Source organism: Amycolatopsis sp. NPDC041971 (assembly GCF_055588925.1).
The window spans coordinates 583,916-598,192 of sequence record NZ_JBVJCE010000001.1; the positions used below are offsets into that span (position 1 = coordinate 583,916).

General features: G+C 70.1%; 10 protein-coding genes. 4 read left to right on the top strand and 6 right to left on the bottom strand.

Annotation, left to right across the window (positions count from 1 at the left end; genetic code table 11):
• Positions 1-175 precede the first annotated feature (175 nt).
• Positions 176-3,655: a beta strand repeat-containing protein gene (locus ACZ6DT_RS03000; protein ID WP_465587721.1), complete on the bottom strand. Its 3,480-nt coding sequence runs from the start codon at positions 3,653-3,655 to the stop codon at positions 176-178.
• A gap of 207 nt (positions 3,656-3,862) precedes the next feature.
• Entirely contained in the window at positions 3,863-4,888 is a 1,026-nt protein-coding gene (locus ACZ6DT_RS03005; protein WP_465587724.1) for a hypothetical protein, read from the bottom strand.
• A 270-nt stretch (positions 4,889-5,158) separates the two neighbouring features.
• On the opposite strand from ACZ6DT_RS03005, the gene ACZ6DT_RS03010 reads away from it, so the two are divergent.
• Genes ACZ6DT_RS03010 through ACZ6DT_RS03020 form a run of 3 tightly spaced genes read left to right on the top strand, consistent with a single transcriptional unit; the run spans position 5,159 to position 8,183 of the window.
• Positions 5,159-6,364 carry an AI-2E family transporter gene (locus ACZ6DT_RS03010; protein WP_465587726.1) on the top strand — a complete coding sequence of 402 codons (1,206 nt, stop codon included), beginning with the start codon at positions 5,159-5,161 and terminating at the stop codon, positions 6,362-6,364.
• Positions 6,361-7,527, top strand: a complete 1,167-nt coding sequence (macS, locus tag ACZ6DT_RS03015) for a MacS family sensor histidine kinase (RefSeq protein WP_465587728.1) — start codon at positions 6,361-6,363, stop codon at positions 7,525-7,527. The genes ACZ6DT_RS03010 and macS overlap by 4 nt, the downstream gene beginning before the upstream one ends.
• On the top strand, positions 7,524-8,183 hold the full coding sequence (locus ACZ6DT_RS03020) for a response regulator (RefSeq protein WP_465587730.1): 660 nt from the start codon (positions 7,524-7,526) through the stop codon (positions 8,181-8,183). The genes macS and ACZ6DT_RS03020 overlap by 4 nt, the downstream gene beginning before the upstream one ends.
• On the opposite strand, the gene ACZ6DT_RS03025 is transcribed toward ACZ6DT_RS03020, so the two are convergent.
• Positions 8,184-9,152: a hypothetical protein gene (locus ACZ6DT_RS03025; RefSeq protein ID WP_465587733.1), complete on the bottom strand. Its 969-nt coding sequence runs from the start codon at positions 9,150-9,152 to the stop codon at positions 8,184-8,186.
• 147 nt (positions 9,153-9,299) lie between these two features.
• Here ACZ6DT_RS03025 and ACZ6DT_RS03030 point away from each other — a divergent pair, with 147 nt between their 5' ends.
• On the top strand, positions 9,300-9,962 hold the full coding sequence (locus tag ACZ6DT_RS03030; RefSeq protein ID WP_465587736.1) for a DUF1707 SHOCT-like domain-containing protein: 663 nt from the start codon (positions 9,300-9,302) through the stop codon (positions 9,960-9,962).
• Here the strand turns inward: ACZ6DT_RS03030 and ACZ6DT_RS03035 are convergent.
• The 3 genes from ACZ6DT_RS03035 to ACZ6DT_RS03045 all read right to left on the bottom strand — a co-directional run bounded on the left by ACZ6DT_RS03035 (position 9,959) and on the right by ACZ6DT_RS03045 (position 14,049).
• Complete coding sequence (locus ACZ6DT_RS03035; protein WP_465587739.1) at positions 9,959-11,377, bottom strand: MFS transporter; 1,419 nt, start codon at positions 11,375-11,377, stop codon at positions 9,959-9,961. The two genes, ACZ6DT_RS03030 and ACZ6DT_RS03035, sit on opposite strands and share 4 nt — an antisense overlap.
• A 108-nt stretch (positions 11,378-11,485) precedes the next feature.
• On the bottom strand, positions 11,486-13,120 hold the full coding sequence (ptsP, locus tag ACZ6DT_RS03040; protein WP_465587742.1) for a phosphoenolpyruvate--protein phosphotransferase: 1,635 nt from the start codon (positions 13,118-13,120) through the stop codon (positions 11,486-11,488).
• 68 nt (positions 13,121-13,188) lie between these two features.
• Entirely contained in the window at positions 13,189-14,049 is an 861-nt protein-coding gene (locus tag ACZ6DT_RS03045) for a ribokinase (RefSeq protein ID WP_465587745.1), read from the bottom strand.
• Between the last annotated feature and the right edge of the window lie 228 nt (positions 14,050-14,277).

The window sequence follows — 14,277 nt, forward strand, 5'->3', positions numbered from 1 at the left end:
AACAAAACAGAGAAAGGAGAGAAAAAGAGGGATGGGGAACACCCCCCCTCCCCTTCTCTCCTGAACAAAAAAACACCACCCCCCCCCCCCCCCCCCCCAAAAAAAACCCCCCCCCCCCCCCCCCCCCCCCCCCCCCCGCTTCGGTTCATTCAGTGGCGCTAACCGACTGGCAGGTTCACTTGGTGTGGAACTTCTTGCCGGTCAGGGTGCCGATGAAACGCTGGAACATGCTCTGCGGCGACGAATCGACGCCCGCCAGAGCAGGGACCTTCGCGGTCGGCATCGCCGGGGTGCTGCTCACGACGGGCAGGGTGCCCGTGGTGGGCGGCTGCACCGGCAGCGCACCCGCGGTAGGCAGCGCACCCGCCGTGGGCAGCTGCACCGGCAGCTGGCCGACGGTGGGCAGCGCACCGGCGGTGGGCAGCGCACGCGCGGTGGGCAACTGCACCGGCAGCTTGCCCGCCGTGGGCAGCGCGCCCACGATCGGGAGCTGCACCGGCAGCTTGCCCACGGTGGGCAGCGCGCCCGCGGTCGGGAGCTGCACCGGCAGCTTGCCCGTGGTGGGGAGCTGCACCGGCAGCTTGCCGACGGTGGGCAGCGCGCCCACGATCGGGAGCTGCACCGGCAGCTTGCCCGCGGTGGGCGGCTGCACCGGCAGCTTCCCGGCGGTGGGCAGCCCGTTCAGCGCCGGCAGGGTCGGCAGCTGGGCGAGCTTGGGAGCGGCCGCACGACCGGCGTCACCGGGCAGACCCGGGGTCTTCGGCAGACCCGGGGTCTTCGGCAGGGCCGGGGTCTTCGGCAGGGCCGGGACACCGGGCAGCGCCGGGGTGCCGGGCAGCTCGGGCAGTTCCGGCTTCTGCAGCGTCGCCGGGACGGCGGTCAGCTGCTTCAGCGCGGTCTGTCCGGCCGCCTGCACCGGCACGATGGCCATCTGGGGACCGTTGGCGCGGGCGCCACCGATCGCCGGGGTGGCCGGCAGCGCGGTGGCACCGAACGGCAGCGCGGGCAGCGCGTCGATCGGCATCTCCGAACCGACCGAGTCGGTGAAGGCGCGGATGAACTCCTCACCGTTGATCTCGGTGAAGTCGTCCGAGTTCTCGTCCGCGATCGCCAGGATCGGGATCTCGAACTCGTTCAGCGGCACCACGAAGACGAACGGGTGGTGGAAGTTGAAGCCCGAGAGGGCCTCTCCGCTGCCGTCGGTGCTGCTGTCGCCACCGGCCTGGCCGGTGATGATGCTGTCCGCTTCGGTCTCGGACACGCCGCCGACCGCCGCGATGGCGTTGCCGAACACCTCGGGGTCGACCGCGGCCGGGATGTCGAGGATGTCGCCCGAGAGCGATCCCTCGAGACCCGAGGTCTCGACGTCGCCGCCAGAAAGGGCGTCGACGGTGTTGGAACCTTCGGCGTCGGCGATGCCGGCGGCCGCGACCGCGTCGTGCGTGATCGGCACGATCGGCAGGGCCTGCACGCCGATGATGTTGCCCGAGACAGCGCCCTCGTCACCGGTGGTGGTGGCGTCGCCGCCGGCCTCCGACAGGACGTCGCTGACGCTGTCGCCCTTGGCGATGCCCGCACCGGCCACACCGTGCCCGGTGAACGGGACCGCTCCGCCGATCGGCGTCTGGACGATGTTGCCCGCCAGCGCGCCTTCTTCACCGTTGGCGGTGGCGTCGCCGCCCGCGTTCGAGTCGGTGAGGTTCGTGCCCTCACCCGACGCGATCCCGCCGAGCACCGCGGCGAAGTTGTGCGCCTGGACCGGCAGGGAGACCGGGCCGTAGACCAGGTTGCCCGAGCCCGCGCCGCCGTCACCGGTCGCGTGGACGTCATGCCCGGCGTTGGACGTGGTGTCACCGTCGGCGGCACCGTGGCCCTGGCCGATGAGCGCGCCGCCGATCCCGAACGCCTGCACCGGCAGCGAAACCGGCGTGGTGGCCAGGTTGGAGCTGAGGAAGCCGTTGTCGTCGGCGGTGTTGCCGCCGCCGCCACCGGAAACGACCTTGGTCTCCTCGGCCGAGGCGGTGCTCTGACCGATGAACGAGCCGCCGACGCCGAAGACCTCGGCCGGGATCGCGGCCGGGACCTGGACGATGTTGCCCGAGCCAGTCGAGTCGTTGCCCGTGGTGCCGTCGTACGCACCCGCGGTCACGGTCTTCGTTTCGGACGCTTCGGCGGTCGCCTGTCCGATGTGCGAGCCGGCGACGCCGAACACCTCGGGGGCCAGCGCGGCCTGGGTGTTGACGATGTTGCCCGCGAGGGTGGAGTCGTCACCCGTGGTGTGGCTGCCGTTGCCGGCGTTCGCGTCGACGGTGTTGTCGCACGACGCGGCGTTGGCGTTGCCGATGTAGGTGCCCGCGATGCAGGTCACCTCGACGGGTGCGGCCACGGCCGGGTCGACGATGTTGCCGCCGCCCGCGGAGCCTTCACCCTCGGAGCTGACGAAGCCACCGGCGTCGACGACGCCGGAGTGGCTGGTGCCGCCCTCGGTGCCGGTGTTGGCGAGGCCGATCCAGCTGGCGGCCACGCCGCCGACGTTCGCGACGTCCGCGGTCTGCGGGACGACCGCGTTACCCGCGAGGAACGAGTCCTCGCCCTCGGTCTGCACGTAGCTGGGGACGTTGCTCCAGCCGGGGGTGGTGTCGCCGGCCTGCGCGTCCGCGGAGGAGCTGCTGTTGGAGTTCGCGAGCGAACCCCACGCGGCGGCCGCGTTGTCGTTGACCTTCACCGGGAGGGCGATCGGCACCGCGCCGACGTTGCCGCCGAGGGAGGAGTCGTCACCGTCGGTCTCGACCCAGCCGCCGGAGGTGGCGTCGGTCTCGGCCTCGTAGCCGGAGCTGTTGGCGTTGCCGATGATCCAGGACGCGGCGTTGCCGGTGACCTGGACGGGGGTGGCGAACTGGCCGGCCAGCACGTTGCCGGACAGGGCGGAGCCCTCGCCGTCGGTGGTGATGTTGCCGGTCTCGGTGGTGCTCTGGTCGGCGGAGCCGCCGACCACGCGGCCGGTGCCACCGGCGAGCCCGCCGGCGTTGCCGGCGATCTGCACGGGCAGCGCCCAGTCGAGGGACACGACGTTCCCGGCGAGGCTGGAGTCCTCACCGGTGGTCTCGATGTCCTGGTTGTGCGACCAGGTCTGCTGGTGGCTTCCACCCTCGACCTCGGCGTCGCCGACCACGCCGATGGCGTTGTCGACGATCTGGATCGGGACGACCACGTCTCCGACGACCTTGTTGCCCTTGAGGATGTCGTCCGTGGTGGTGAATTTACCCGGGGTCAGTCCCCCGCTGAGCTGGGGGGCGGGCTCGCCCTTGGCCAGCGGGGCGGGGATGGCGCCGGTGGCGGGAAGGCTGGGAAGCCTTCCGCCGATGCCGTCGATGCGGCTGCCGGGCGAAGAAGCCGAGTCGAGCGCGTCGGGGACGGGCTTGGTGACGGTCTTGGTGCTGACTTCGCCCTGGTAGCCGGGGAGGTCGGCCTGTCCGAGGGGCGTGCCGATGGCGTTGTTGTCGATCTCGATGGGAACGGTGAGGTTCGCGTCGAGCGGGGAGGCCGGGGTGTCCGGGTTGACCTGTTCGTCAGCCGAGGCGATACCGGTGCCCAGCATCAACAACCCACCCGTGACCAAAGCGGTCTGGAGTCCGCGCTTTGCCCAGGATTGCATGGGGTTTGTCTCCTTCATTTCGGGTTCCCTTTCGGGTTCGGAGAGGTGCCGTTCGAGAGGCACCAGAGGGGGTGGAGCGAATGCGGGCGCGGCTGAGATTTCTCAAAGCGGGCGCACCGCCGTTCGCGGGGGATCAGGAGCGGACGCGAAGCCAAGCCCGGAATCGGGAGGCGTGAGGCGCGTCGGCTACCCCGCGGAGGGAGGTGTTCAGTCGGGAGTGACGCCGGGCTGCGAGCCCGGGGTGAGCGGCATGTACCGCGTGCCTGCCGGCGAGTAGCCGGTCAGGGAACGCTCGACGGCGGCGGCGACCCAGGCGGGAACGCCGTGGGTCAGGCCGTCGAGGTGACCACCGGGGGCGGTGCCGCCGCCGGGGACGGTCGGGAAGGCAGGCGCGGCGGGAAGCGGCGCCGGGGTGATCGGACGCGGGAAGTCGCCGCGGTGACCGTCACGCGAAGGAACGTCCTCGATCTGATCGAAGGCACCGTGCTGCTGCACGAAGGCCGGCATCGGGAGAACGGTCTCGGAAGGAGCGGGGAACTGGGTCGTCGCCAACTGCGCGAAGTCGGTGACCTGCTCACCGGCGCCGATGGTGTCCAGCGGGGACCGTGGGTCGAGCGTGCGGCCGCCGACCGGGAACTCCGGGACGAGTTCGCCGCGACCGCGGGGGTCGAGGAACTTCCAGACCTTGCGGCCGAAGTCCCGCGCCTCTGGCGACGGGGCGAAGGTCTCGTCCAGCACCTGGCGGGTGTCCTGCGGCTTGCGCACGATGTGCTCGACGGCGCCGAGGGTGCGCTTGAGCGGGGTGACCACCGAATCGTCCGCGAAATCGCCGACCGCGTCGCTGACGCGGGCGGAGACCTCGTGCTCGTCGGCACGGATGTCGCCGCAGTGGTGCTTCGCGGGGGCGGAGCCGGTCTCGTCCGGCATCGACCAAGCGGTGACTTCCTGGTGCCGGTTACCGCACATCGCACCGGCGACGTCGCCCGCGAACTTCGAACTGCCGTGGGAAACGTCGGTCAAGCCCGCCGCGGTGGCGTCGGTGACCGGGGTGACGCTCGTCCCGGGAGTGGAGATCACCGGGTCGGACGGGCCGACGTCGGCCGAAGCGGAGGCGCCGGAAACAGCCCACGCGGCGGCGGAACCGGCGACGGCGCCGCCGATGACGAATAGCGCACGCGAAGCGAGACGGCCGAAGCGCGCCGCGCCCCGCCCCTCGTTCTTCGCGTTCGTCACTCGGTCTCCTGCCGCCTCGGTTCGTCGTTACGGGACCGACATAAGCAAAGTGCGGAAGCCCGGCGCGACTTCGCAACACCTTGATCGCACGATCGTGTGAAGAACACAGGGTGCAATACGAAATCACGATGAGTGATCGGTACTGGCGGCGGCCGGTTACTCCCGAGTTGATCATCTGCCGGTGTGTCAAGCGTCGCATTGGGCGAATTCGCCCCGTCCGCGTTGCCTGGATGCTCCGGAAACGTCGCCTCGGACCGCTACGGTGTGCCCGTGAGCGAGCCACAGCGCAAACAACCCGAACAGCCGGAATTCGACCCGGCGAACCCGTTCCTCTCCGAGGCAGGCGAAGACGTCACCATTCTCGTGCCACGCGGCCTGCGGATCGGCGCGGCGCTGTCGTGGCGCTTCATCGTGGTGATCGCCGCGCTCTACGTCATCGTGTTCCTGATCGGCTATCTGTCGGTCGTCGTGATCCCGCTGTCGATCGCGTTGCTGCTCGCGGCACTGCTCGCGCCGGCGGTCTCCAAGCTGATGACGCTGAGGTTCCCTCGCGGGCTCGCGGCCGGGATAGTGCTGATCGCCGGGCTCGCGGTACTCGGCGGGCTGCTGACGTTCGTCGTCGCGCAGTTCTCCTCCGGCCTGCCGGAGCTGCAGAAGCAGCTGACGGAGAGCCTCAACCAGATCAAGGTCTGGCTCATCGACGGGCCGCTGCACCTGCGCCAGGAGCAGATCCAGGAGTTCATCAACCAGGCGATCAGCTTCCTGCAGAACAATCAGGCGTCGATCACCACGACCGCGCTCACCACCGCGGGCACGGTCGGCGAGATCGTCACCGGCTTCATCCTGACGTTGTTCATCCTCATCTTCTTCCTCTCCGGCGGCGACCAGATCTGGAAGTTCCTGGTCCGCGGCGTTCCGGGCCGCGTGCGGAACCGGGTCGACGTCGCCGGGCGGCGCGGCTTCGCGTCGCTGGTCAGCTACGTGCGCGCGACGGCGGCGGTGGCCGTGGTCGACGCGGTCGGCATCGGCGTCGGGCTGGCGATCGTCGGCGTGCCGCTGGTGATCCCACTGGCGACGCTGGTGTTCCTCGGCGCCTTCATCCCGATCATCGGCGCCGTGATCGCGGGCGCGGTCGCGGTGCTGATCGCGCTGGTGACGAAGGGCGTCGTCGGCGCGCTGATCGTGCTGGCCATCGTCATCGGCGTCATGCAGCTGGAGAGCCATGTGCTGCAGCCGCTCCTGCTCGGCCGCGCGGTGAAGCTGCACCCGCTCGCCGTGGTGCTCGCGATCACCGCCGGCCTGGTCACCGCCGGAATCGCCGGCGCGCTGCTTTCGGTGCCGCTGCTCGCGGTGCTCAACGCGGGTATCCGGTCACTGCTGCACGAACACGATCCCGATCCGGCCGAGATCGACGTCCTGCGGGATCAGGCGGCGGAGCCGAACGACTCCGGGGAAGAGTCCGAAGCCAAGTCGTGACCGAGAACCCGCTCTGGCGCGCCGTCTCGGCGCTCGACACGCGGGACCCGGTCACCCCGTTGTGGCGCGGGGTGATCGTGCTTCGGGTGACGACGCTGCTCTTCGCGCTGGGCTCGTTCATCGTCCACTACGACGGCTACGCGAATAAGTGGCTCGCGTGGACCGCGTTCGGCGCGATGACGATTTGGACGGTGCTGAGCAGCGTGTTCTACGCGCGGCCGTCGAGCCGCTGGCCGTGGCTGGTCGGCGTCGACCTCGTGGTGACCGTCGTCCTCATGTTCACGTCGGCGTGGATCCTGACCACCGCGCAGTTCGACGCCAGCACCCCGCTCATCACGACGGTGTGGGCGGCCGTCCCGCCCGCGGCCGCCGGGACGCGGTTCGGCGCGGTCGGCGGCGTGCTCGCCGGACTGGTGGTCTCGGTGGTCACCGGGCTGGTGCGGTGGCGATTCGACGTCGACGTCGCGCGTGACGGCTTCCTGCTGACCGCGAGTGGGTTCGTGATCGGTCTCGCCGCGACCATGGCCCGCCGGTCCGCCGACGCGCTGACCAGGGCGTCGCGCATGGAGGCCGCGACGGCCGAACGAGAGCGGCTCGCCCGTTCGATCCACGACAGCGTCCTGCAGGTGCTCGCACGGGTGCGCAAACGCGGCGCCGAATTCGGCGGGGAGGCGGCCGAACTGGCGAAACTGGCCGGTGAGCAGGAGATCGCACTGCGGGCACTGGTCACCACCGAGCCGACGCATCCGAGCGAGAACGGGACCACCGACCTCCGGGCCGCGCTGCAACTGCTCGCGACGCCGTCCGTGCAGGTGTCGGCCCCCGCGGGTGCGGTCCAACTGCCCGAGCACGTGACCGCGGAACTGGTGGCCGTGGCGCGCGAGGCGCTGTCGAACGTCGAGAAGCACGCGGGCGAAGACGCGCACGCCTGGGTGCTGCTGGAGGACCTCGGCACCGAGGTCGTGGTCAGCGTCCGCGACGACGGACCCGGAATCGCGCCCGGCGTTTTGGAACGAGCGGCGGCCGAAGGACATCTAGGTATCGCGGAGTCCATCAAGGGCCGGGTGCGGGATCTGGGCGGAAGCGCCGTCCTGGACACCGCGCCCGGCCAGGGCACGGAATGGGAAGTCAAGGTTCCAGTCGCGGCGAGGGGAAAGCGATGACCGGTGAGGCTCGGATCTCGGTGATGGTGGTCGACGATCATCCGATGTGGCGTGACGGGGTCGCGCGCGACCTGGCCGAACACGGTTTCGACGTGCGGGCCACCGCGCCGGACGCGCCCGCCGCGGTGCGGATCGCGCGTACGGTCCGGCCGGAGGTCGTCCTGATGGACCTCAACCTCGGCGAGACGTCGGGGGTCGACGCCACCCGCGAGATCACCACGGAACTGCCGTCGACGAAGGTGCTGGTGCTGTCCGCGAGCGGCGAGCACAGCGACGTCCTCGAGGCGGTGAAGGCCGGTGCCTCCGGGTATCTGGTCAAGTCGGCCTCGGCGAGCGAACTCGTGGACGCGGTCAAGCGGACCGCGGCGGGGGACCCGGTGTTCACCGCCGGACTCGCCGGGCTGGTCCTCGGCGAGTACCGCCGCATGGCCGACGCCCCGGACGACGGGCCCGCACCGCCGCGACTGACCGAACGCGAGACCGACGTCCTGCGCCTGGTCGCGAAGGGGATGACGGCGCGGCAGATCGCCGAGAAGCTCGTGCTCTCGCATCGGACGGTGGAAAACCACGTCCAGTCCACGCTGCGGAAACTTCAGCTGCACAACCGTGTCGAACTGGCTCGCTACGCCATCGAGCACGGGCTCGACGAGGATTAGTCAGCCCTGCGCGATGGCCACCACCCGCTGGTTCCGCTCGGCGGGCAACGGTGTCTTGACGACCGTCCACCGCGGCCGATCGAGGCGCCAGTTCGCGACGACGTCGGTGGCGATCACCAGGTGGTCGCCCTCGGTCCACTCGATCGCGGCCCGCTTGAGCTCGGTCGCGAACGGCGTCGAGGGCGCGTGCGTCCAGGTCAGGGTGTCGAGAGCCAGCACCCAGACGTCCGCGGTCTGCGTCGCGGTCCCGGCCCAGGCGGGGTCGCCGAAGAGCACGGCGACCTGGTAGCCGTCGCGGCTCGGCACCACCATGCCGGGCGCGCCGTTGGCCACCGGCCGCTCGACCGGTACGCGTTGATCGTTACGCAGGTCGAGCACGGAGAACTCGGTCAGCTCGGCCAGCAGCATCCGCTCCTTGGTGAGCGCCAGTACGCGGGGGAACTGGTGCAGGGCGCGGCCGGTGGCGGGGTCGATCAGCACGTCCTCGGCACTGGCCGTCCCGCTGTTCACCGTGATCAGCAGGCCCTTCGGTACCTCTTGGCGAACGGCTGTCGTGCAGCTCGCCGGACGGCCGCGATCGCGCTCCGCGCCGAGCAGCGAGACGTATTGGAGGCGGCAGAGGTCGTTACCGTCGTCACGGATCAGCCAGACGCCGCTTTCGTCGGTGGCCGGGGCGACGCTGCGGGCCTTGCCCAGCCTCCACGGCTGGTTCTGGGGATCGCCGTAGACGAGCACTTCGGACGGCTCCAGGCACGACGGCCCGCAGCGGGCGGCCGACAGCACGACCGGGAACTTGCCGACGCGGAGGACCTCGTTGACCCGGTCCCCGGCCGGAGCCCCCGGAAGCGGAGTGGTGGCTCCGGTGGCGGGATCGAGCATCGACGGCGGCGAGGTCGCCATGACGAGCCGGAAACCGCTGTAGTCCACCGGTTCGCCTTCGAGTTTCGACGGTGGCGGAGGTGACGGCAAGGGAGCAGGGGCAGGTTGCGGCGTGGCGCTAGTGCAACCGGCCAGCAGGAGGAACGCCGCCGACAGGGCGGCCCAGGGGAAAAATGCGGGTCTGTTCAGGGTATTTCCCCGATCTCGCGCGTGAGATCCGGTTCTACCATTCCAGGCATGGGCGAGGAAGAGCAGTCGACGACCGAGACCAAGCCGTTGACCGGACGGGACATCCGGGTCTCCGACGCGGAGCGCGAACACGTCATCGAGATCCTGCAGAAGGCGATCGGCCTCGGGATGCTGAACCTCGACGAGTTCACCGAACGGACCGACCGCGCCCTCGCTTCGAAGACCCGCGGTGAGCTGAACGCGGTTCTCACGGATCTGCCCGGCCTGGCGCATCCCGAAGCGGGAATGGTGCCGCGGCAGCAGCAGAACCCGTGGTCGCCGCCGGCGCAGCACGCCTACGCGCAGTCGTCCGGGCAGGTCATGGAGCTCAACGGCAAGTACTCGGCGTTGCAGCGCAACGGGAACTGGCTGGTCCCCGAGTCGATGGTGATCCGGAACAAGTACGGCGCCACGAAACTGGACTTCTCCCAGGCCGAGATCCGGCACCCGGTCGTGCATATCGAACTGCAGGCCAAATGGGGTCCGGTGGAGATCACCATCCCCGAGAACGGCGCCGTCGACACCAACTCGATCACCGACATCAAGTTCGGCAACCTCGACGACCGGACGCGTTCGAACGGCCGCCCCGGCACGCCCCGGTTCGTCATCACCGGGCGCGTGCACGGGGGGTCGCTGATCATCAAATACCCGCGGCGGGGCTTCTTCGGTTAAACACCGACCGGCCGCACGTGGCGGAGGTGCCGGAGCACGAAGTACGCGACGGCGGCCAGCACCAGCGCCGCCAGCCCGGACACCGCGTGCATCCCGCTGGCGAACGCGTCGTGCGCGGGGACCGCGTCCGCGAGCCGGGACTGAGTGACGGCGTTGCCCAGCGTCCCGACGGTCGCGATGCCCAGCGCGTAACCGAATTCGTTGCCCGTCTGCGAAAGCGAGGCCGCCGAACCGGCCTTCTCCGGCGGCACCGAGCCGACGACCAGATCCGTGCCCAGGGTGACCAGCGGACCGCCGCACAGGCAGGTGATGGCGAAGGCGATCGACGGGATCACCGGCCCCGCACCCGCCTCCACCTGCGTCAGCAGCAGGAATCCGCCGACAGCGCCCGCCAGCCCGGTGGCGATCAGCGTGGCGGGACGGACGCGGCGGGCCAGGATCGGCGCGCCCAGGAAGCTGACGGTCGAGGCGAGCATGCCCGGCAGCAACGCCAGCGCGGCGCCGACCGGCGAAAGCTCCAGCACGATCTGGAAGAACTGCGCGACGAAGAGCATGGTCGTGCCGCCCAGCATGGTGAACGCGCACATCCCGCCGATCGCCGTCGTGAACGCGGGGGCGCGGAACAGCGTCAGGTCGATTAACGGGTCCTGGAGGATTCGCTGGCGCCGCACGAACATCACGCCGAAGCCGAGACCGATCAGGAGCGAGGCCACCGGGACCACGTGAACGCCGTCGCGGGCGAGTTCCTTGATGCCGTAGACCGAGGGAAGGATCGTGACCAGCGAGAGCACGACACTCGGCAGGTCGACCCGGCCGGCGTTCTCGTTGCGGTACTCGGGCAGGAGCTTCGGGCCGACCACGAGCAGCAGGACCATCGCCGGAACGCCGAGCAGGAACACCGAACCCCACCAGAAGTGCTCCAGCAGCACGCCGCCGACCATCGGCCCGACGATCGCGCCGACGGTGAAGCAGCCGGCCCAGATGCCGATCGCGAGGGAACGCTGACGGTTGTCGGGGAACAGGTTGCTGATCAGGGCGAGCGTCGACGGCGCCAGCGTGGCACCGGCGATACCGAGGAGCGCGCGGGCGGCGATGAGCATCAGCGCGGTGGTCGAGAACGCGGCCAGCACGGAGGCCAGTCCGAACGCCGTGGCGCCGATGAGCAGCAGTTTCCGGCGGCCGATGCGGTCACCGAGGGTGCCCATGGTGACCATGAACCCGGCGATCATGAAGCCGTAGACGTCCATGATCCACAGTTGTTGAGTGCTGTCGGCGCCGAGGCTCTGGCTGAGTTTCGGCAGCGCGAGGATCAGTACGAACACGTCGAGGGAAACCAGGAAGGTGGGCAGGGCCAGCACGGCCAGCCCGACCCATTCCCGGCGTCCCGCCCGCGTCGGGGTCACGGTGGTCGTCATGGTCCGGTCCTTTCGTCGCTTCGGTGTCTTTCACCAAGGCGTCGAAACGGTGGACGGGATTTCGACATGCCCCCGAACTTTTTCGGTCGGGGGAGCAAGGGACCTTTGCTATCGCTTCGCGGCGGCCTGCCTCGCGGACACCGGGTCCGACGCGGCCAAGACCGCTTCGGCGAACGACTCGCATTCCGCCAACGTCGTCGCCGCCAAGCTCGCGCCGACCGCGCGCACGGCGGGCGCGTTCATCGAAAGACTGGTCAGGCCGAGCCCGGCCAGCACCAGCGCGAGCCGCGGGTCGGCGGCGGCCTCACCACAGACACCGGCGGGTTTGCCGGTGTCCTTCGCGGCCTGGCCGATGATCTCGAGCAGGCGCAGCAACCCGGGCTGCCACGGGTCGTTGAGCTTGGCGACCGCGCCGAGCTGGCGATCCGCGGCGAAGGTGTACTGCGCGAGGTCGTTGGTGCCGACGGAGACGAAGTCGACCGCGTCGAGGATCTCGCGGGCGGTCAGCGCGGCGGCGGGGATCTCGATCATCACGCCCGCGCGGGCGATACCGGCCGCGCGGACGCGCTCGGCGAACCAGGCGGCCTCGGTGGCGGTGGCGACCATCGGGGCCATCACCGAAACCTCGGCGCCGGAGTCCTGCGCGGCACCGGCGATGGCCTCGAGCTGGCGATCGAGAATCTCGGGCCGGTCGAAGGCGACCCGAAGCCCGCGTACGCCGAGAGCCGGGTTGGGCTCGGCCTCGGGCTCCAGGAAGGCAAGGGGTTTGTCGGCGCCCGCGTCGAGAGTGCGGACGATGACCGGCTTGCCGCGGAATGGGGTGAGCACGGCGGTGTAGGCCTTGCGCTGCTCTTCGACGCTCGGCTCGGAGGAGGCGTCGAGGTAGCAGAACTCGGTGCGGAAAAGGCCGACGCCCTCGGCGCCCGCTTCGGCGGCGGCCTGAGCGTCGGCCGCGGAACCGACGTTGCCGAGCACCTTCACGCGGTGGCCGTCGGCGGTCGCGCCGGTGCCGTCCCACTCGATCGCGCCGGTCTTGGTGGCCGTGACGACGTCTGCGTGGGGGTCGGCGACTTCGACGACGCCGGTGTCACCGTCCACCGCAAGCGCTTGCGCGTCGAGTGCGAGGACACCGCGGACCGCGACCACGGCGGGAATGCCGAGCGCGCGGGCGAGGATCGCGGTGTGACTGGTGGGGCCGCCCTCTTCGGTGACGAGCGCGAGCACCTTCTCCGGGTCGAGGCCTGCGGTGTCGGCGGGCGCGAGGTCGCGCGCGACGAGCACACTCGGCGACTCGAGGTCGGGAACGCCAGGAGGCGCGATGCCCAGCAGCTCGGCGACGAGCCTGTCGCGCACGTCGAGGACATCGCGAGCACGCTCGGCCATGTAGCCGCCCGCGGCCGTGAGCGCGTCGGCGAACTTCCCCGCCGCCTGGTGCACCGCACGCGGCGCGGGCAGGTTCTGATCCTTGACCAGCTGCTCGGCGGAGGAAACGAGCGCCGGGTCGGCCGCCATCGCCGCGGTGGTGATGAGAATCGTCGCGGCCTCACCGGCCGCCGTCTCGGAAAGCTTCTCGAGCCTGCCCGCCACGATTTGCGCGGCCGGGGCGATCCGCGCGGCCTCGGCGGCGGGATCGGCCGGTGCCGGGGTACTCGCGGGTTCGCCGAGCGGTTCGGCGACCCGGACGACAGGACCGCTCGCGCGGCCGGGACTGACGGCGACCCCGGTCAAAGACTCAGACGGCATGGTCTAGACCATATCTCATAGGCGGCGTGACCTGATTCATAGCCGACAGCACAACACAGAAGTACACATCATTCCAGTTCGGACACCGTCGGATACGACGGCTGCGCCCCCTGACGGGTCACCGTGATCGCCGCCACCTTCACCGCCCTGCGCGCCGCGTCGGCCAGCTCCTCACCCTTCGCGAGCGACGTGGCGAGCGCGCCCGCGAAAGCATCACCGGCGCCCGTGGTGTCGACGGCCTCGACCTTCGGCGACGGCACCTCCGTCACCCCATCCGCGGTCACCACCGCCGCCCCCTTCGCGCCGAGCGTCACGACAGCGGCCTTCGGACCGAGATCGAGCAACTTGGGGAAGCCGGTCTCGCCACCGAGCAGGAACGCCGCCTCGTGCTCGTTGACCAGCAGGACGTCGAGACCCTGGAGCGTCTTCGCGGAAAGCTCGGCCGCCGGGGACAGGTTCAACAACGTCTTCACGCCCTTTTCGGCAGCTTTCGCGACGGCGTGCTCGACGGTTTCGAGCGGAATCTCCAGCGACAACACCACGATCTCGGCGCCGTCGAGGTCGACGTCCTCAGGCCGCAGGCTGGAATTGGCGCCAGGCGAGACGAGGATCGAATTTTCGCCATCGGGCGTGACCGTGATGTACGCGATCCCCGTCGGACGCTCACTCGTGCGCAGCGAACCGGTGTCGACCCCGGACTCGGCCAGCGACCGCTTGAGCAACTCGCCATACGGATCGTCACCGACCGCCCCGAGCAACGCGACGTCGGCGCCGAGCCTGGCCGCCGCGACCGCCGTGTTGGCGCCCTTGCCACCCGGCGACAAGATCGTGTCGCCACCGAGTACGGTTTCGCCACCCCCGGGTCGCCGGTCGACCGGGACGACGAGATCGGCATTGGCAGACCCGATGACCAGCACCTGAGAACTCATGGAGGAAACGATGCCATGACCAGGAGTTGTCCGGGCATGGCCCTTCTCCCGGCGAAGATGTGAAGACCTTTGTAACTTTCTCGGCGCGTAGTGCGACAATCAGGCGAGCAGCGGAACGCCGTCACTCTTTCGGGGGATAACCTTCCCCCGGGCGTCACTTCGGCGATCACGCCCGCTCTTGAGATGCGTTGCCGCGTCCACGCGGTGACGTTGCCCTGATCCCGGCTT